The 18,682-nt window shown below is 70.4% G+C and carries 16 protein-coding genes and 1 pseudogene; 14 read left to right on the forward strand and 3 right to left on the reverse strand.

The features are described from left to right. Positions 1-80 precede the first annotated feature (80 nt). The 4 genes from AB5J87_RS36125 (at position 81) to AB5J87_RS36140 (ending at position 3,825) form a co-directional block, all read left to right on the forward strand. Complete coding sequence (locus AB5J87_RS36125; RefSeq protein ID WP_369382987.1) at positions 81-992, forward strand: spirocyclase AveC family protein; 912 nt, start codon at positions 81-83, stop codon at positions 990-992. Positions 993-1,024: 32 nt separating this feature from the next. Then, positions 1,025-2,407: an FAD-dependent oxidoreductase gene (locus AB5J87_RS36130; protein WP_369382988.1), complete on the forward strand. Its 1,383-nt coding sequence runs from the start codon at positions 1,025-1,027 to the stop codon at positions 2,405-2,407. 173 nt (positions 2,408-2,580) lie between these two features. Next, positions 2,581-2,856 carry a response regulator transcription factor gene (locus tag AB5J87_RS36135; protein WP_369382989.1) on the forward strand — a complete coding sequence of 92 codons (276 nt, stop codon included), beginning with the start codon at positions 2,581-2,583 and terminating at the stop codon, positions 2,854-2,856. Positions 2,857-3,018: 162 nt separating this feature from the next. After that, positions 3,019-3,825 carry a sulfotransferase gene (locus AB5J87_RS36140; protein WP_369382990.1) on the forward strand — a complete coding sequence of 269 codons (807 nt, stop codon included), beginning with the start codon at positions 3,019-3,021 and terminating at the stop codon, positions 3,823-3,825. Between the two features lie 61 nt (positions 3,826-3,886). Here the strand turns inward: AB5J87_RS36140 and AB5J87_RS36145 are convergent, their stop codons facing one another. Both AB5J87_RS36145 and AB5J87_RS36150 read right to left on the reverse strand, forming a co-directional pair. Continuing rightward, on the reverse strand, positions 3,887-5,104 hold the full coding sequence (locus tag AB5J87_RS36145; protein WP_369382991.1) for a cytochrome P450: 1,218 nt from the start codon (positions 5,102-5,104) through the stop codon (positions 3,887-3,889). Positions 5,105-5,510: 406 nt separating this feature from the next. Further along, complete coding sequence (locus tag AB5J87_RS36150) at positions 5,511-6,275, reverse strand: class I SAM-dependent methyltransferase (protein ID WP_369382992.1); 765 nt, start codon at positions 6,273-6,275, stop codon at positions 5,511-5,513. Positions 6,276-6,614: 339 nt separating this feature from the next. On the opposite strand from AB5J87_RS36150, the pseudogene cysC reads away from it, so the two are divergent. The 4 genes and pseudogenes from cysC to AB5J87_RS36170 all read left to right on the forward strand — a co-directional run bounded on the left by cysC (position 6,615) and on the right by AB5J87_RS36170 (position 10,795). Continuing rightward, positions 6,615-7,189 (forward strand): annotated as a pseudogene (gene cysC, locus AB5J87_RS36155) (adenylyl-sulfate kinase). After that, positions 7,170-8,117, forward strand: coding sequence for a sulfate adenylyltransferase subunit CysD (gene cysD, locus AB5J87_RS36160; RefSeq protein WP_369382993.1), 948 nt, complete (start codon positions 7,170-7,172; stop codon positions 8,115-8,117). Before cysC ends, cysD begins: the two are co-directional and overlap by 20 nt. Position 8,118: 1 nt before the next feature. Then, positions 8,119-9,420, forward strand: coding sequence for a sulfate adenylyltransferase subunit 1 (locus tag AB5J87_RS36165; RefSeq protein WP_369382994.1), 1,302 nt, complete (start codon positions 8,119-8,121; stop codon positions 9,418-9,420). 13 nt (positions 9,421-9,433) lie between these two features. Continuing rightward, on the forward strand, positions 9,434-10,795 hold the full coding sequence (locus AB5J87_RS36170) for an FAD/NAD(P)-binding protein (RefSeq protein ID WP_369382995.1): 1,362 nt from the start codon (positions 9,434-9,436) through the stop codon (positions 10,793-10,795). Between the two features lie 188 nt (positions 10,796-10,983). Here the strand turns inward: AB5J87_RS36170 and AB5J87_RS36175 are convergent, their stop codons facing one another. Then, a complete protein-coding gene (locus AB5J87_RS36175) occupies positions 10,984-11,982 on the reverse strand; it encodes a LuxR C-terminal-related transcriptional regulator (protein ID WP_369382996.1) in 999 nt (332 codons plus the stop codon). A 177-nt stretch (positions 11,983-12,159) separates the two neighbouring features. On the opposite strand from AB5J87_RS36175, the gene AB5J87_RS36180 reads away from it, so the two are divergent. The 6 genes from AB5J87_RS36180 to AB5J87_RS36205 all read left to right on the forward strand — a co-directional run bounded on the left by AB5J87_RS36180 (position 12,160) and on the right by AB5J87_RS36205 (position 18,602). Then, entirely contained in the window at positions 12,160-12,558 is a 399-nt protein-coding gene (locus AB5J87_RS36180) for a hypothetical protein (protein ID WP_369382997.1), read from the forward strand. Between the two features lie 107 nt (positions 12,559-12,665). Next, complete coding sequence (locus tag AB5J87_RS36185) at positions 12,666-12,815, forward strand: hypothetical protein (RefSeq protein WP_369382998.1); 150 nt, start codon at positions 12,666-12,668, stop codon at positions 12,813-12,815. 265 nt (positions 12,816-13,080) lie between these two features. Next, entirely contained in the window at positions 13,081-14,283 is a 1,203-nt protein-coding gene (locus tag AB5J87_RS36190; RefSeq protein WP_369382999.1) for an FG-GAP-like repeat-containing protein, read from the forward strand. A gap of 222 nt (positions 14,284-14,505) precedes the next feature. Continuing rightward, positions 14,506-15,855 carry an FG-GAP repeat domain-containing protein gene (locus AB5J87_RS36195; RefSeq protein WP_369383000.1) on the forward strand — a complete coding sequence of 450 codons (1,350 nt, stop codon included), beginning with the start codon at positions 14,506-14,508 and terminating at the stop codon, positions 15,853-15,855. A 111-nt stretch (positions 15,856-15,966) separates the two neighbouring features. Beyond that, positions 15,967-18,078, forward strand: a complete 2,112-nt coding sequence (locus tag AB5J87_RS36200) for an FG-GAP repeat domain-containing protein (RefSeq protein ID WP_369383001.1) — start codon at positions 15,967-15,969, stop codon at positions 18,076-18,078. A 206-nt stretch (positions 18,079-18,284) separates the two neighbouring features. Beyond that, positions 18,285-18,602: a hypothetical protein gene (locus tag AB5J87_RS36205; protein WP_369383002.1), complete on the forward strand. Its 318-nt coding sequence runs from the start codon at positions 18,285-18,287 to the stop codon at positions 18,600-18,602. Positions 18,603-18,682 lie beyond the last annotated feature (80 nt).

An 18,682-nucleotide genomic window follows, 5' to 3' on the forward strand; every position in this document is an offset into this window, starting at 1 on the left:
CGGGGTCAGCAACAACTGACCTGGCAGGAGGGACACCGGGCCCCATCCCGTCGCGCAGACATCGCTGGCGCACGTCCCTCATGCTCTGGGCAGCCGGTGGAGCCGTCGCCCTGGGCCTGCAAGCGGCGGTCTTCGCCCGGTGGATCGCGGCGGGTGACATCCACGCCGCCCCGCGCGACTTCGCCGTGCCCACGTACCGAGCAGCGTTGATATGGACCGAACAGGCCCTGGGGCTGCTGCTCGTCGCGGCGTGCATCGCCGTAGCGATCGTCCAGAGTCGACGAGAGCGGAATGTGTCGTGGACCGCGGCCATCGTGATCGGCTCGGCGTTCACCTTCTGGCTCGGATTCTTGAGCTGCTGGGACCGCCAGTACGCCGCCGGGAACCGGTACGCGCTGAACGTCACCAGCTGGGCGCCGTACGTTCCCGGCTGGCACGGACCACACCCCGAACGGCAGATCGACACGCTGTTCGCGGCACAGACCTTCATGTACATAGGGATCATCTACTGGGCCTGGGTCCAGCAGCTCCTGTTGCGGTACGTCTTCCGTTGCACGCCCCACTCACGGATGCCGCGGATCGTCCTCTCCCTGCTGCTGTCCGGCCTGCTGGCCGATGTGCTCATCGAAGGGGTGCTCCTCAGCGGCATGGGCGGCTACGCCTATCTGACGGCCAACCGGTCATGGGCGGTCTTCGGCGGCCACTGGTACCAACTCCCTCTGGTCAACGTGGCCATCGGCGGAATCACCCTGGCCTGCATGCCCACCGCCATGCAGTGGTCAGCCGAACGCCGGGGCAGGACAGCGCACATCTTCCGTGGCGAAGAACGCTTCACCGACCGCACCCGCCCTTGGCTGCGGGCCTTGGCGGGGATCGGCTTCATGAACGTCGTCGTAGCCGCGTACTGGATCCTCACCCCGCTCCTGGTCACCGCTTCCGGACCGGATCCCCTCCCGCCTGACACTCCGGCCTGGCTCTGGAGCCTGCATTGACCCCGCACACCCCGCCGCAGCGTGCCCGACCCTTGGGGCGTGCACACGCGGTGGTCATCGGCGCCGGCATCGCGGGTCTGCTGAACGCGAGGGTGCTCGCCGACCACTTCGAGCGGGTCACCGTCATCGAGAAGGACACACTGCCCGATCACCCCGCGCACCGGTGGGGCACCCCCCAGGACGCGCATCTGCACGGGCTGCTCCTACGCGGACGGCAAGTCGTCGAACAGCTTGTGCCGGGCTTCACCGACGACCTCATCGCGCACGGCGCACCCACCATCGACCTCGCCGCCGACCTCGCGATCCGCAGCCCGTTCGGCTGGGGTCGGCGCGCCCGTTCCGACCTGCGCACGGTCAGCGCCAGCCGCATCCTGGTCGAACGGGTCATCCGCCGCAGGGTCGCAACCCGGTCCACCATCACCATCCGGGACCGGACCCAGGTGGTCGCACTGGCCGGAACGAGCACCCGTATCGCGGCCGTCCGCGTCCGCCCCGGGTTCACGGAGAACGCCATTGAGGAGTTGCCGGTCGACCTGGTCGTCGACGCCACCGGACGCGGCTCGCGATCCAGTCACTGGCTCCGCGACCTGGGGTGCCCGCCGCCTCCCGAGCAGACCCTCAACTCGCGTGTGGGCTACGCCAGCCGCCTGTACGAGATTCCCGCCCAGCACTGCGCCACCTGGAAACTCTGCCTCCTGCAGACCACCCCCACGGGCCCGTTGCGCGGCGCGGCACTGATGCCCATCGAGCACAACCGCTGGGTGGTCACCCTCATCGGCATCGGCCCCCACAGGCCCACTCGCCGGGAAGGAGACTTCCTCCCGTTCGCCCGCAGCCTGCCCAGCCCGATCGTCGCCGAGGCCCTCCACAACGCCGAACCCCTGACCGACATCGCGATCAGCACCGCCACCAGCAACCACCGCCGACACCCCGACCGGGTGGCACAGCGGCCGGACAACCTCCTCGTCACGGGCGACGCTCTCTGCTCGTTCAACCCGGTCTACGCCCAAGGCATGACCGCCGCCGCGACCTGCGCCGCCCTGCTCGGCGACTGCCTCGACCGCCACGACGCCGACGGCAGCCGCTCAAGGATCAGCAGCCACTACTACCGCCGTGTCCGCCCGCTCCTCGCCAACTGCTGGACCCTGGCGACCACGGCCGACTGCGGATACCCGGACGGGCCGCCGCCCACCCCACGGCAGCGGATCACCCGGCGCTACCTGGACCGCGTCCTGCTCGCCGGTACCCACGACTTCCCCGTCCAGCTGGCGTTCCTGCGCGTACTCAACATGCTCCGCCCGCCCGCGTCCCTGCTGGAACCGGCCGTCGTCGCACGGGTGCTGCGCAACCACCACCCGACGGCCGACGCCATCCCCAGCCATCCGCCGGGGGACCGGTCGGGTCCCCGACACTGACGTGACCGCGGTCGCCAACCCCACCCGTCACGACCAATGTGGGCCCAATTTCCCTTTTTGCCGCCCGTCGCCTTACTGCCAGGCACTTTGCTGAGGGCCGTCGAAGTGGAGAGCGCGCGCCGGAGCGGCCACGCTTGGTGATCGAGCCGATCCCGCCCTCTAGGAGCCCGCCCATGGTGCACAGCACGGCCACCCAGCACTCGTTCACCCCGCGTGAGCGCGAGATCCTTGCCCAACTGCCGGACGGCACCACCTACCAGGCCATCGCGCACAGCCTGGGGCTCAGTCGGCACACGGTCGACACCTACATCCGGCGGCTGCGCGGCAAGACCGGTACGGCCAACCGCACCGAGCTGGCCGTCCTGGCCGCCCAGCTCGGCTTCTCGTCCTACCGCCCCAACCCGCGCGTCGCGGTCACCGCCGACCCGAGCCCCGCGCCCAGGTGGTAGCAGGCCGCCCTCTGCCCGGCTCCTCCCTCCTCGGCTCATCGCGGCGTACCAGCCAGCGCCGCCCTGTCCTCCCGCCTTCCCGCTGAACCGCCGCACCCGCAGAGCCAACCCACCACACAGACCCCAACCGGATACGTGTCCCCTGTGACAGGAGCAGAGAAAATGCGATTCATCTTCGTCGGCGGCTCAGCCCGCTCTGGCACCTCACTGGTCCAGAAGTTGCTGGTCAGCCACTCGGCGATTGCCGGAGGCCCGGAGTTCGACCACACGGCGGCGATCTTCCGGATGTATCGGGACATGGCCCAGCCCTGGCGGCTGGAGCGGCAGTCCTTCTACTACGACGCCGCTGGGCTGGCCCAGTCGTTCAAGCAGTTCTACGAGGGCTTCTTCACCGATGTGGCGGCTGACAAGACCAGCGCCCGCTTCATATCGGAGAAGACGCCCAGCAACCTGGCCGTCGCCGAGACCCTGCTTCGCCTGTGGCCCGACGCGGTCTTCGTGAACGTCGTCCGGGACGGACGCGACGTCGTGCTCTCCCACCGGGACGTGAATCGGCGCTATCGGGAGCGCGGGGAGCGCAACCCCGAGCGGGACCACCTGCTCAACGTCTCCCGCTACTGGAACGCCAGCGCCGAGCAGTACTTCGCCCTGAGCACCCGCCCCGAACTTCGCGACCGGGTCCACCTGGTGGAGTTCGAGAAGCTGGTCTCCGACCCGGAGCCCGAACTGGCCAAGCTGTTCGGCTTCCTCGACCTCCCCATCGAGGACCTCCAGCGCAGTCCGGAAGCGATCACTGAGCAGCAGACGGGCGTGGTGCTGGAGGGGGCCTACTTCACGAAGGAGCTCTACCGCCAGCCGTACAACCCCGGCAAGACCCTGCGCTGGCGCAAGGAGATGAAGCCCGTCGAACGGACGCTGTCCACCGTGCTGATGCGCAACAACCTCCAGCGTTTCGGCTATCCCGTGTGACCCTCCGCGCGACAGTTGGCCCCGGGCCCTGAGCGCCCGTCCGCTCAGGGCCCGTCCATGGCTATGCCCTCAACGGCACGGACCGGTAGGCGGCCAGCCCGAAGACCTCGTCGCGCACCACCGCCGTCCGGTCGAGTCGCTCCGGGACCCCGGCCGCGCGCAGCTCGGCCACAGCGGCCTGGAGGTGCATGCGCGCCAACGGTGCCCCGAGGCAGTAGTGCCGTCCCCGCCCGAAGGCCAGGTGGGGGCGCGGCCGGTGACCGGCGCCCCCAGCCCCCGTCACGGGACAGCCGGTGGTGCCTGCCTCCGCCATGTCCTCACGCCCGGCCGAGGCCAGCAGCAGGACCACCCGCTGGCCCTTGATGATCTGGTGGCCCTTGTAGTCGAAGGAAGCCTTCGCCTCGCGCGGTGCGAACTGGAACGGTGGCTCGGCCCGCAACGCGGCCTCGACCACCGCCGCGTCATCCGTCGGCACGCCCCCTTCTCCTGCGGTGCGCGAGCTCTGGACGGACATGCCCAGGGCAGCGGTGCACGTGGCCGTCGCGGTCGGCTCGATGCCGCCGGTGACCAGTTGGGCGACCATCGCCACCACGTCTGCCGGCTCGATCCGGGGATCCTCCGTCGCCCGGGCCAACTGGACGGCCATCGGCGTGGTCGCCCGGGGCAGCAGTTCGTCGCGCACGAACGAGGTGAGCCCCGTGACGGCCGGCAGGGCCACACGCGCCACCTCGGCATCCAGTCCGGCGTGCCGCAAGTACTCGATCAATAGGTCGGACCACGCCTCAAGTTGGCGGCCCTCCTGCTCCGCGTGCACCCCCAGCAGCCGACTGACGGTCCATCGGGCGGCCGGGCGGGCGAAGTCGTCCAGCAGATCGGCCGGCCCGGCCAGCCCCTCCTGGACGTGGCGGCGGACCGCCGCCCGGATCTCCGGCTCCAGGGGCTGGACCGCTGACCGGGTGAGCACCGACTGGAGCCGCCTGCGCAGCAGGGCCTGGGAAGGGCGGTCGGAGAACACCGGCCAGCGCGCCAGGTGGTCTTCGACCGGCGCGATCACGGCACGGTCCTGCTCCGGCAGTGTGTGGATCACATCGGGGTAGTCGTGCGCGCCGAGGCGCGCATCGAGCAGCAGCTCCGCCACATCGGCGTAGCGACTGATGTACCAGGAGGAGGTCGCCGCGTCCCAGTGCACCGGCGAGTGCTCCCGCAACAACTGGTAGAGCGGGTACGGGTCACGCCCGTTCTCCGGGGAGACGAGCGGCGGGATGGGACGGGCGCTCATATCGCCCCCGCGGACTCGTACGCCAGGTTCTCCGTGGCTTGGCGGCCCGTCCAGCAGAACATCGTGTACATGGAATCGCAGAGATCGGCGATCTGCACACTCATCCGTTGGGGCGCCGGGTGCGGGCGGACGGATCGGCGGAGTTCGTTTACCGTGAAGGCAAAAAGATCTGTCATGGTCGTGACATTAGAGGCTGTTGGAACATTTCTGGTATATATCCCGGTCCATTCCGCAGGGGGTAATGGGGAAAGCGGGCGCGGGAGAGGGGATTCGCACTCCATGCCTTTCGCCACTGCACCGGACAACGCCCTCGCCCGAAGAGTTCTTCTCCTTGGGCGAGGCAGCGCAACGGGCGGCCCGAGTCTGAGCCCCCCGCGGGGGCATCCGACATTCGTGAACAGTGGGTTCAGCGGCGCAGGCAGATGACGTATCCGGGGCCTGCCGGTTCGCGTTCCAGGACCTCCAGCGTCCACGCCGACTCGGCGACAGCGGTGGCGATTTCGTCCGGCGTCGCAAACCAGTAGTCGAACCACGGGGTCGCCGTGTCGCCGTCCCGCATCCGGATGCGCAGCTGCCCGCGGGCCCGCCCGCGGCTGAGGTTCCAGGCGTGGTATTCGGCATGGGCCTCGGCGCCGTAGAGAGGGTCCATGCCCTTGCCGATCAGCCGCGCGCCGGGTCGGGCCACCGTGGCGAGCGCCGCCAGGATCTCAGGCGCCTGAACGGGTCCGCCCAACAGGCCAAGATTGTTGCCGAACAGGGCGATCGTGTCGAACATCCCAAGTCCCTCGGGCAGGTTCGGCACCTCGCCCACCACCGTCTCGACACCCCGCTCACGCGAGACGCGCACCGCCTCCGGTGACGGCTCCAAACCCACGACCTGACGGCCGAGTTCCACCCACGGAACAGCGTGTCGCCCACCGCCGCTCCCGACGTCCAGGATCCGCCCCGTGGCCTGCTCCCAGCCCCAACGCTCCAGGTCGGACCAGCGCTCCGGGGCGTCGAAGTACCGCGACGCGTCGTTGGCCTCGATCAGGCCGTCGTCGCGCTCGATGACCTCCACCGCCGACCACGGTGCGGCGCCGGCGTCCCAGCAGCGGCCCATCACGCGGCCCACCGCGTCGCCGATCCGGGGTTGCCGCATTTCCGGATGCAGGTCCAGGTTCGTATCCATGGGGGGCAACGATGCCAGACGGCCTCGTCCTCCGGCAGCCACGTGAATCCGGTACCGCGGGCCTGGGACCTTCGGAGAGCGTGCCTGGAAGCACCGGCCGATACGCTCCCCGGCGGGGCAGCTGTCAAGTCCCGGATCTGTTGGACCACACAATCGGCCCATCCAACTCGGGACTTGAGCTCTTTCGCGTTGGCGGATGATGATGACCAGGGGAAATTCCACACGCCACGATCAATCCGCCAGTCCACCGTTGGGTTCACGGAACAAGGCCCGCCATTGCGCCGCCACCACACTGATGTCTCACACCCGTCGGCCACTCCCGAATTACGGATATCCACCATGCAACCCCGCCGATCCCGCACCCTCCGTCCATCTCCAGTGGTCACCGCTGGTGCCACTGTGTGGCTGACCGGGCTGCCGAGTGCGGGTAAGACGACGATTGCGTGTGAGTTGGCGGGTCGGTTGCGGGGTGGGGGGCGTCGTGTGGAGGTGCTTGATGGGGATGAGGTGCGTGAGTTTTTGTCGGCGGGGCTGGGGTTCAGCCGTGAGGACCGGTTTGTGAATGTGCAGCGGATCGGTTTTGTGGCGGAGTTGCTGGCTTCGCATGGGGTGCTGGTGCTGGTGCCGGTGATCGCGCCGTTCGCGGACAGCCGGGAGGCGGTGCGCGCGCGGCATCGGGAGGCGGGGACGGCGTTTGTGGAGGTGCATGTCGCGACTCCGGTGGAGGTGTGTGCGGTACGTGATGTGAAGGGGTTGTATGCGCGGCAGGCGGCGGGGGAGCTCGCCGGTCTGACGGGGGTGGATGACCCGTGAGGTGCCCCTGGCGCCGGATCTGCGGATCGAGTCGCATCTGCAGAGTGGGGGAGTCCGCTGCCGCGGTGCATGGCGTGCTGAGTGAGAGGGGTCTGGCATGACGGGGGCTGTGCGGGCGGGGGTGCGGACAGTCCGTACGCGCTCACCCATCTGGATGCGCTGGAGTCGGAGGCGGTGCACATCGTGCGTGAGGTGGCGGGTGAGTTCGAGCGGCCGGTGATCCTGTTCTCCGGTGGCAAGGACTCGATCGTGATGCTGCATCTGGCGTTGAAGGCGTTCGCGCCGGCCGCGGTGCCCTTCACGCTGCTGCACGTGGACACCGGCCACAACTTCCCCGAGGTCCTGGCCTACCGCGACCGGGTGGTGGCCGGGCACGGGCTGCGGCTTCATGTCGCCTCGGTGCAGGACTACATCGACCGGGGCGAGCTGAGGGAGCGGGCGGACGGGACGCGTAATCCGCTGCAGACGCTGCCGCTGACGGACGCGATCCGGGCGCACCGCTTCGATGCGGTGTTCGGCGGCGGGCGCCGTGATGAGGAGAAGGCACGGGCGAAGGAGCGGGTGTTCTCGCTGCGGGACGAGTTCTCGCAGTGGGATCCGCGCCGCCAGCGCCCCGAGCTGTGGCAGCTCTACAACGGCCGGCACGCGCCGGGCGAGCATGTGCGGGTCTTCCCGCTGTCGAACTGGACCGAGCTGGATGTGTGGCAGTACATCGCCCGTGAGGGCATCGCGCTGCCGGACATCTACTTCGCGCACGAGCGGGAGGTGTTCGAGCGGGGCGGGATGTGGCTGACGGCGGGCGGCTGGGGCGGCCCCGCGAGCGGTGAGAGGGTGCAGCGGCGGCGGGTGCGTTACCGCACGGTGGGCGACATGTCGTGCACGGGCGCCGTCGACTCGGACGCGGCCACCCTGGACGCCGTGATCGCCGAGATCGCCGCCTCCCGCCTGACCGAGCGGGGCGCGACCCGCGCCGACGACAAGATGTCCGAGGCCGCGATGGAAGACCGCAAGCGCGAAGGGTACTTCTGACATGACCACCACCACGAACCAGCCGCTGGCCGGCCTGGCCGCCACCACCCTGCTGCGCTTCGCCACCGCCGGCTCCGTCGACGACGGCAAGTCCACCCTGGTGGGCCTACTCCTGCACGACTCGAAGTCGGTCCTGGCCGACCAGCTGGAGGCCGTCGAGGCCGCCTCCGCCCGCCGCGGCCAGGACACCCCCGACCTCGCCCTGCTCACCGACGGGCTGCGCGCGGAGCGCGAGCAGGGCATCACCATCGATGTCGCCTACCGCTACTTCGCCACCACGCGGCGCCGTTTCATCCTGGCCGACACCCCCGGACACGTGCAGTACACCCGCAACATGGTGACCGGCGCCTCCACCGCCGACCTCGCCCTGGTCCTGGTGGACGCCCGCAACGGGGTGGTCGAGCAGACCCGCCGCCACGCCGCCGTCGCCGCCCTGCTGCGGGTGCCGCACGTGGTCCTGGCGGTCAACAAGATGGACCTGGCCGGCTACCAGGAGAAGGTCTTCGCGGCGATCGCCGCCGAGTTCACCGCCTACGCCGCCGGACTGGGCATCCCCGACATCACCGCCATCCCCCTCTCCGCCCTGGAGGGCGACAACGTGGTCGAGCCCTCCGCCCACATGGACTGGTACGGCGGCCCCACCGTCCTGGAACACCTGGAAACCGTCCCCGTCAGCCACGACCTCACCACCTGCCACGCCCGCCTGCCCGTCCAGTACGTCATCCGCCCCCAGACCGCCCAGCACCCCGACTACCGCGGCTACGCCGGGCAGATCGCCGCGGGCACCTTCCGCACCGGCGAGAAGGTCACCGTGCTGCCCTCCGGCCGCACCACCACCATCAAAGCCATCGACCTGCTGGGCGAGCCGGTGGACGTGGCCTGGACCCCCCAGTCGGTGACCCTCCTGCTGGAGGACGACCTCGACATCTCCCGCGGCGACCTCATCGTGCCCAGCGGCGACGCACCCGCCACCACCCAGGACGTCGAGGCCACCGTCTGCCACGTCGCCGACCAGCCCCTCACCGTCGGCCACCGCGTCCTGCTCAAACACGGCACCCGCACCGTCAAAGCCGTCGTCAAGGACATCCCCTCCCGCCTCACCCTCGACGACCTCTCCCTGCACCCCCACCCCGGCCACCTCGCCGCCAACGACATCGGCCGCGTCAAAATCCGCACCGCCCACCCCCTCCCCCTCGACACCTACGCCGACTCCCGCCGCACCGGCGCCTTCATCCTCATCGACCCCACCGACGGCACCACACTCACCGCAGGCATGATCGGCGAGCCGAACTCTCCCTTCTGAGGTGAACGAACCGATGTCCCAACCCCCTCGCCGCATCGCCGTAATCGGCGCCGGAGCCGCGGGCACTCTGGTCTCGATGCAGCTGCTTCGCAGGGCTGCCGCACTCCAGGCCGACCTGGAGGTGCAGCTGATCGACCCGGCCGCCACCACCGGGCGGGGTGCGGCCTACGCCACGGACGCCCCGCACCACCTCCTCAACGTGCCCGCCGGTCGAATGAGCGCCTACCACGATGCGCCGGACCACTTCGTCGGGTGGCTGGCACGGCGTGCGCCTGGAGCCCATGGCGGTGGCGACCACGTCCCCCGGGCGCTGTACGGGGAGTACCTCGCCGATGTCCTCTCCACCACAGCAGCCCGTCCTGGGGCGGGGCGGTTGCGACGGGTCCACGAGCGGGTTGTGAGCGTGCGCGAGCACGGGGGTGGCATGACTGTCGCCGTCGGTTCCGGGAAAGCCCTGCGGGCGGACGCGGCGGTCCTTGCCCTCGGCAATTTTCCGCCCGGCGAGGCATGGGTCCCATCCGCCTTGCACGGGTCTCCCCGGTATCTGCCCGACCCCTGGGCCCCAGGCGCTCTCGCCAGGCTGCCGCGCCACGGGGACGTCCTCCTCGTCGGCACCGGCCTGACCATGGTCGACGTGGCGCTCACCGTCAGCCGCGCAGGGCGTACCGCCCTGGCGATCTCCCGGCGCGGCCTCCTGCCCCAGCCGCACGCCGAGTCCGCCCTTCCCACGATCCCTGCCCCGACCATCGACCCGAGCGCGGGCTTGCACCACGTCCGCCGCGCGCTGCTGCGCCACGTCTCGGCCTGCCGTCGTGCGTATGGCAACTGGCGGGTGGGGATCGACAGTCTGCGCCCGGTCACCGCCGAGCTCTGGCAGCAGCTCACCGTTGCCGACCGCACCCAGTTCCTCCGCCACGACCAATGCCTGTGGAACGCCCACCGGCACCGCATCCCGCCGGCCAGTGCCCGGGCCCTGCGGGAAGGGATCAGCGCGGGCCGGATCCAGGTCGCGGCGGGCGAGGTCGCCGACGCGGTACCGGGGGAGGACGGCGTCTCGGTCCGCCTGCGCGACGGCCGCACGCTGCGTGTCGCCGCTGTCGTCAACTGCACCGGCCCCGAGGCGGACGTCCGCCGCGTGAAAGACCCGCTGGTCACCGACCTCCTCGCCACTGGGCTGGCAGCGCCCGACCCCACCGGCCTCGGCGGCTTCCACACCACCTCATCTGGCCGCCTCCGTGGCAGCGACGAGTCCATGCAGGCCCCGCTCTGGGCCCTCGGCCCCCTGCTGCGCGGCACTCACCTCGAATCCACCGCCATCCCCGAAATCCGCACCCAGGCGCATGCCCTGGCCACCAGCATGCTCGGGAGTGCGTGATCTGCCGATCCGGCGATCGGAGGGTGAAGGCGCGGATGCCCCGGGGAATCGCGGCACAGGGATGCACTCGGGTTCGGGGCGAGCCGCGGGCGTGCCAGTCTTCCGCGGCGCTCCGCCGCAGACTGCGGACCACCGCGGGCCCGTGAACTCCTCTCGCCCGGACGGTCACGCGTCGGGCTGCGGAGTGATCAGGAGGGCTGAGGCGGGAGCCAGCCGTGCTGGACGGCGCGGACGCCCGCCTCGAAACGGCTGCGTGCGCCGAGGCGTTCCATCAGTTCGGTCGCGGTGCGCCGGGCGGTGCGCGGGGAGACGCCGAGCCGTTTGGCGATGGCCTCGTCGGTGTGGCCCTGTGCCAGCAGCCGCAGGGTGGTGGACTCCTGCGGGCTGAGCCCGTTGGGGTCCTGGCGCGCTGCCTGGCCGAGGGGCTGTGCGGTGTCCCAGACGCTCTCGAAGAGCGCGCACAGCGCGGTGAGCGTGCCCTGTCCGGTCAGGACGACGGCTCCGGCGGAGGTGTCGTCGCTGTTGACCGGGATGACGGCGGTGGACCGGTCCGTGATGATCATCCGGGTGGGCAGTGCCGGAACGGTGCGGACGAGCCCGCCGCGCTGGGCGAGCCAGTCGGCGTACTCGACGGTGGGCTGGTCGTTGCGGACACTGCTGAGGTAGACGGTGCGCATCCGCACCCCGCGCCGGAGGAGCTCCTCGTCGAGGGGGCGTGATGCCTGCATCTGAGCCTCGGGCTGGGCGCCTCCGGGAGCGAAGGACATGACGTCGGCGGTGACGTCGCGGGTGAGGCGGGCGAGCCGGTCGCGGATCCGGTCGATGCCGATGAGCTGTTCGACGCCAGGGCTGGCGGCGGTGGGACGCAGGTCGGCGTACTCGGCGATGAGCTGGGCCGCCACGGCCCGGGACGCTTCGAGACGGTGCTGCTGCGCGGCCAGTTCGGCCTGCTGACGGGCCATCAGGATCTCCATGCCGAGGTCGGGCGAGACCGCCCGCAGGCCGCCCTCGTGGTCGGCCGAGGGCCGCACCAGGGCGAGTTCGCTCAGGACGTCCAGGGCTGCGCATACCTCGTGCTCGGGCAGACCCGCTCTGGCGACGATGTCGGCCACCCCGCCCGCCGGATCGGCGAGCATGGCGCGGTAGACGGATTCAGCTGCCGCGTCGAGTCCCAGTTCCGTCAGCATCGAGCAACCCCCCAGAGCCTGTGCCGTGACCCCCACTCGGGTCCACAAAGATCATGCCACGCCACGCGTGACTCAGGCGGCGCGGGCGGCAGTTCAGGGGTGCGGAAGCGGCCATGGCCCAAAGTGTCCATCGGCCGCGCCTGGGAGGCGGGTTGACTTTCTGGAAGAGTTCGGCGCATGTATCTCGTCCACGCCCGTCTGCGCGGGCCGCTCGGTGCCCGTCTGCCCGGTGACACGCGGTCGCTGGTCCGTGCCCAGGCCCACGAGGGCGGCGGCATCGAGCACGTCGCCGTCCACGCCAACGCCTCGCCCGACCCCGTACTCGGTCTCTACGTACGCGCGGACAGCCTTGCCGACGCCGAGGAGCGGGCGGCCGAGGTGTGCCTGCGGGTGCTGAGCCGCCCCGAGTTCGGCGGCTGGTCACTGCTGTCGGCCCAGGTACCCCTGGTGGCGCCGTTCTATGAGGCGCTGCTGTCCGCTTCCGGCCCGGCGCGGTCCGGCGAGGACGGAAGCGGCCATGGCCGTTTGGGGCCACCGGAAAACCCTTCCACTGGACCTGACCAGCGGCGAAAGTAGTTCTCGCCAGCAGGGAACACCACCTGGCAGGCGGAACCGGACAGCGTCACCGCGGGATGCGAACCGGTTCCCGTCACCGACACCACGTCAGAAGAAGAGGACCTGCCATGCTCCGCACCACGCTCGCCCGGGCCACCGCGGTCACTGCCCTGCTCACCAGTGTTCTGGGCCTCAGCAGCGCCCTGTGCCCCGCACCTGCGCACAGCACCTCCGCCACGGCTCCCGTCGCCGCCCCGCAGACCATGGGCTGGTCCTAACCGCCGGGCCCAGAGCGCCCGTTACGTCTTGCGGCCTCCCGCCGCACGGCCTGTGAGCGCCGCGCCAGCTGCTCCTGCAGGGCAGCTGTAGCAGTCGCCCTCCCCGCACCCCCCCCCGGGCCCTCACCCTCAATACCCGGTGCCGTGCCGTGCCGCCCGGCCAGGCCGCCTCATTCGTCGGCGCCCGCGTCGGTGCAGAACCGGGCAACTGCCGCCCGGCGACACCGCTTCCTGTCTCTCCTCCTCGCCCAGTGAAGGTTCCGCCATGCCCACACGCCGTACCCCCTCCCGTACCGCTGCGAAAACGGCCACCGCCGCCCTGGCCCTTGCCGGGGTGACCCTCTCGCTGACCTGCGGCGGCACCGCGAACGCCGCCTCTCTCAGTACATGGGAGAAGGTCGCCCACTGCGAGTCGACGGACGACTGGACCATCATCTCGTCCAACCACCAGTACTACGGCGGCCTCCAGTTCCTCCTCTCCACCTGGGACGCCTTCGGCGGCCGTCAGTACGCCACGTATCCCAACCGGGCCACCAAACAACAGCAGATACTCATCGCCGAGAAGGTCCTCAGACACCAGGGGCCGCAGGCATGGGGCAGCTGCGGGCGACAGGCGGGCCTGACCGACGACGGCATCGACCCCTACCCCACGACGAACATCCCGCCCGCGCCCGTCGGCATCGTCCAGCTCACCGCCGCCGACTTCAACGGCGACGGCAAGGCCGACCTCGTCGGTGTGGAGGCCGCGACCGGCAAGCTGTGGCTGTACCCCGGCAACGGCAACGGCACACTGGGCGAGCGGGTGCTGATCGGTTCGGGCTGGGGCGCGATGAGCGGTCTGACCGCCGCCGACTACACCGGTGACGGCAAGCCGGACCTGCTCGCCGTCGACTCCACCGCCGGGAACCTGTACGTATATCCGGGCGCCGGTACCGCGGCGGGCATGGGCACTCTGGGGGACCGGGTGCAGATCGGCACCGGCTGGGGCGGGATGCGGGACCTCACCGCGATGGACGTCGACAAGGACGGCAAGCCGGACCTGCTAACCGTCGACTCCGCCGGCGCGCTGTGGGCCTACCCCGGGGCCGGTTCGCTCAAGGGCACCAACACCCTCGGCGACCGCGTTCAGATCGGCTCCGGCTGGGGCGGGATGGCCGAACTCGCCAGCCCCGGCGACCTGAACGGCGACGGCAAGGCCGACCTCGTGGCCGTCGACACTGCGGGCGGGCTGTGGAAGTACCCCGGCACCGGCTCCCTCAACGGCATGAACACCCTCGGCGACCGCAACCAGATCGGCACCGGCTGGACCACCATGCGCCAGCTCGTCGGCGCCGACTTCAACGGCGACGGCAAGGGCGACCTCGACGCCGTCCAGGCCCCCGCCGGATCCACCGGCACCTTCTACTTCTACCCCGGCAACGGCGGCGGCGGCTTCGCCGACCGCGCCGCGATCGGCACCGGCTGGTAGCAGCGGGCCCACCCGCTCACGTCCTTCGTCGCACCCAGCAGCGCACCCGGCAGCGCCGGCCCGACGCGCCTTGCGTCACCACCTGCTTCACGACCTCCGGCAGCGACGGCCACCACCGCGGGCGTACACCGCGGTCGCGTACTGCCACGCACCTTTGCGCACTACCGACTTCCCTCATTCCAGACGCGGTTCACCGCGCCCTTTTCCACAGGAGAATCCACCATGTCGCAGTTCACCGCCAAGCTGAAGAAGACCACCGTCGCCACCCTCGTCGCAGCCGCCGCCGTGACGGGTCTGTCGGTCGCCGGACCGGGCGCCGCCACTGCCGGCGCCGCCGGGACCTCTTCGGTCGGCGGCAGCATCACCACCGCCGAGGTGCTCTCCCGCGCCCAGTACTGGGTCAACAACGGCGTCCCGTACAGCCAGTCCAGCTACACCGGCGACCCGCAGGGCCGCAACTACCGTCAGGACTGCTCCGGCTTCGTCTCCCTCGCCTGGCACCTGCCCACCAGCCTGACCACCTGGTCGCTGCCGGACGTGTCCGCCCCGCTCTCCAACCTCGACCAGCTCCAGCCCGGCGACATGCTCGACAACATCAACTCCCATGTCGTGCTCTTCGTGAGCTGGACCGACTCCAGCCACGCCACGGCGAACATCATGGAAGAGGCCCACACGGGCACCAACGCCCGCAAGGCCACGTACAGCCGCAGCTACATCAACAGCAACGGCTTCAAGCCGTACCGTTACAACAAGATCGTCGAGGGTGCGCCGACCCCGCCGAAGGACGCGGGCATGGCCAACCTCGCGGGCGGTGACTTCTCCGGCGACGGCAAGGCCGACGTCGTGGGCGTCGAGGCGGCCACCGGCAAGCTGTACTTCTACCCCGGCACCGGTGGCGGCTCGCTCGGCGAGCGGGTCCAGATCGGTACCGGCTGGGACACCATGAGCGAGCTGACCTCCGGCCACTTCACCGGGTCCGGCAAGCTCGACATGGCCGCCGTCGACGCCGACGGTGTGCTGTGGATCTACCCGGGCAACGGCAACGGCACCTTCGGGGAGCGCACCAAGGCGGGCACCGGCTGGGACGGTATGCACGACCTGGCGGGCGCCGACCTCAACAAGGACGGCAAGAGCGACCTGGTGGCGGTCGAGTCGTCCACCGGAAAGCTGTTCTTCTACCCCGGCAACGGCAACGGGACCTTCGGGGACCGCGTGCAGATCGGCGCCGGCTGGAACGGCATGGACCAGATCGTCAGCCCCGGCGACCTCAACAAGGACGGCAAGGACGACATCGTCGCCCGTGAGGTGTCCACCGGCAATCTGTACGCCTACCCGGGTGCCGGTTCCGTCAACGGCATGAACACCCTGGGTGACCGGGTGCAGATCGGCTCCGGCTGGGGCGCCATGACCAACCTGGTCAGCGGTGACTTCAATGGTGACGGCGTCGGCGACGTGGACGCCGTCCAGGCTGCCGTAGGCTCCACCGGCACTTTCTACACCTACCCGGGAACCGGCTCCCTCAACGGCATGAACACCCTGGGCGACCGCGCCCAGATCGGCACCGGCTGGTAGTTTCCGGCGACACCGCACCCGCTCCACCTTCGGGCAGCCGCCGCACCACCGGTGCGGCAGCTGCCCCGCACCACGTCCACGCACCATCTACCAGGAAGGGCCAGCACCGCCATGACCATCCCAGTCCGCAGGATCCGCACCTCGGCACGCGGCGCCGCCGCAGCCGCCGTGGCGCTGACCTCGCTGCTCGCGGGGGCCGCCGGCGCGAGCCCGGCCGCCGCGACCACCGCCCCCACGGTCCCCAACGGGGCCATCGCCACGTACAACACCATCACCCACGTCGCCGCAGACGGCATGGGCCTGCGGGACAGCGGCGCGCAGGCCCGCTGGGCGGCGGACTTCGAGTCCGCCCACCCCGCTCTGAAGCGCACCACGATCAACGGCGTCCTCACCAGCCCGTCGCAGACCCAGGCCCGACCGCTGTGCCACCCCTCCAACACGGCGGGTGCGCAGGGCTTCTGCTGGTCCGCCGCCGACGACGCCACCAGCACCTGGATCCCGCAGGGTCTCACCGGCTCCGGTGAGTCACCCCAGTCGCAAACCCTGGTCGACGGCCGCAAAGTCCTCCTGACCAGCTGGTACGGCACCAACTCGCCGAACGGCATGGAGCGGATCACCTTCGCCGACGTCACCGACCCGGCCCACGTGACCTACAAGCACGCCCAGTTGGTGACGTCCTCCAGCGACGGGAACAACTACGTCCCCGTCATCGGCGGACACGCGCACGGCATCGTCTGGTCGGGCTCGAAGCTGTACGTGGCGAGCACGGGCAGCACCCTGGACGTCTTCGACCTCAACGACATCTGGCAGATGTACATCACCTCGGACACCGCCGTCGGGATCGACGCGAACGGCAAGACGCACGGCGGTGGCCACGACTACGTCCTGCCGCGCCAGGGGACCTACGAGTACACCGGCGCGGGCACCGGCTGCGGCAGCTACCCCGGCGCCGACGTCCCCCAGCGCCCCTGCATCACCGCCGCCTCCCTCGACCTCACCGGCGCCCAGCCCGCCCTGGTCACCGCGGAGGGAGACTCGGCCGGCGTCGAGGGCGACTTCGGCAAGGTCGCCGCCCGCATCGTGCGCTGGCCGATCGACACCGCCACCGGCCGCCTGAAGGCCGACGCCACGGGTCGCGTGCAGGCCGCCGAGGCGTTCGCCTCACCCCTGGGCGGCGTCCAGGGCATCGCCATGAACAAGGGCCGCTTCGCCCTGTCCGGCCCCTGCCCGGAATTCGTTCCTGCCGAGCACGGCGGCACCAACATCCCCAGCTGCCTCTACCACGCATGGCCCGACGAGCCCGTACGCCTGGTCACCCGCACGGCCATCAACCTGGAGAACCTCTCGTACTGGCCCGGCACCGACGAACTGTGGATGGTCAACGAGAACCCCGGCAACCGCATCGTCGCGCGCACGGCCTGGCCGAAGGACCCCGCACCGGCGGGCATGACCGACCTGGCCGCCGCCGACCTCACGGGCGACGGCAAGCAGGACCTGGCCGGCATCGAGGCGGCCACCGGGAAACTGTTCCTCTACGCGGGCACCGCCAACGGCACCTTCGGCCCCCGCGTCCAGATCGGCACCGGCTGGAACACCATGGACAAGCTCACCGCCGCCGACTACACCGGCGACGGCAAAGCCGATCTCGTCGGCGTCGAGAAGAGCACCGGCAACCTCTACCTCTACCCCGGCACCGGCAGCGCCGCCCTCGGCAACCGCGTCCTGATCGGCACCGGCTGGAACGGCATGCGCGAACTCACCGCCATCGACGTCAACGGTGACGGCAAGCCGGACCTGCTGGCCGTGGACGTGCGCGGCGGGTTCTGGGCCTACCCCGCGAGCGGCTCCCTCAACGGCACCAGCACCCTGGGCGACCGGACCCAGATCGGCGCCGGCTGGGACACCCTGACCGAGCTCACCTCCCCGGGCGACCTCAACGCCGACGGCAAGAGCGACGTGGTGGCGGTGGACAAGAGCGGCGCGCTGTGGAACTACCCCGCCACCGGCTCCCTGAACGGCATGAACACCCTCGGCACGCGCACCCAGATCGGGACCAACTGGGACAGCATGCGCCAGCTCGTCGGAGCGGACTTCAACGGCGACGGCGCCGGCGACGTGGACGCCGTCCAGGCCCCGACCGGCACCACCGGCCCGCTCTACTTCTACCCCGGCACCGGCACGGGCGCCCTGGGCGACCGCACCCAGGTCGGTACGGGTTGGTGACCTGCCCGTACACCTGACGAGCCACTACGGATCAAGACACCGTCCTTGGGGCAACGAGCCGAAACACAGCGCCCGTTGACCCCAAGGGCGGACAAATGTCCCAAGGTTCCTGGGACAGAGATCTCTGTCGCCCCCAAAGCCCCGTCGACCAGGCTGTTCGATGTCGTGAAGGCCGCGACACCGAACACGACAGGGGACGATCACGGATGGACCAGCCACTCGTGGAGCGCGTACTGGACTGGCTGAGCGCCGGCCTGGCCGGGGACACGGCGGCACTGGACGCCGCCTGCGCCCCGGATTTCGAGAGCATCCGGTGCGACGAAGCCGGGCGCGTCGTGAAGCTGACCCGGCAAGAGTTGCTGTCCGGCCCGCACGCACCAAAACGATGCGCGGGGGAGCGGACGGGCGAGATACACCTCCTGACTACGAGCGAGTACGACGGTCACGAGGTCGCCCTCGTACGCCGCGCCCAGCAGGGCACGGCGGTGCTGCACACCTTCGTGTGGCGCGCGGAGCGGGGCTAGCGTCGGATGCTGCTGCGGGAGTTCCTGTACGGGGAGAGCGTCGTGGACGGCCCCTTGCGCAATCAGCAACGGCCAGAGTG

Source organism: Streptomyces sp. cg36 (assembly GCF_041080675.1).
In the GTDB taxonomy this organism is placed as follows: Bacteria; Actinomycetota; Actinomycetes; order Streptomycetales; family Streptomycetaceae; genus Streptomyces.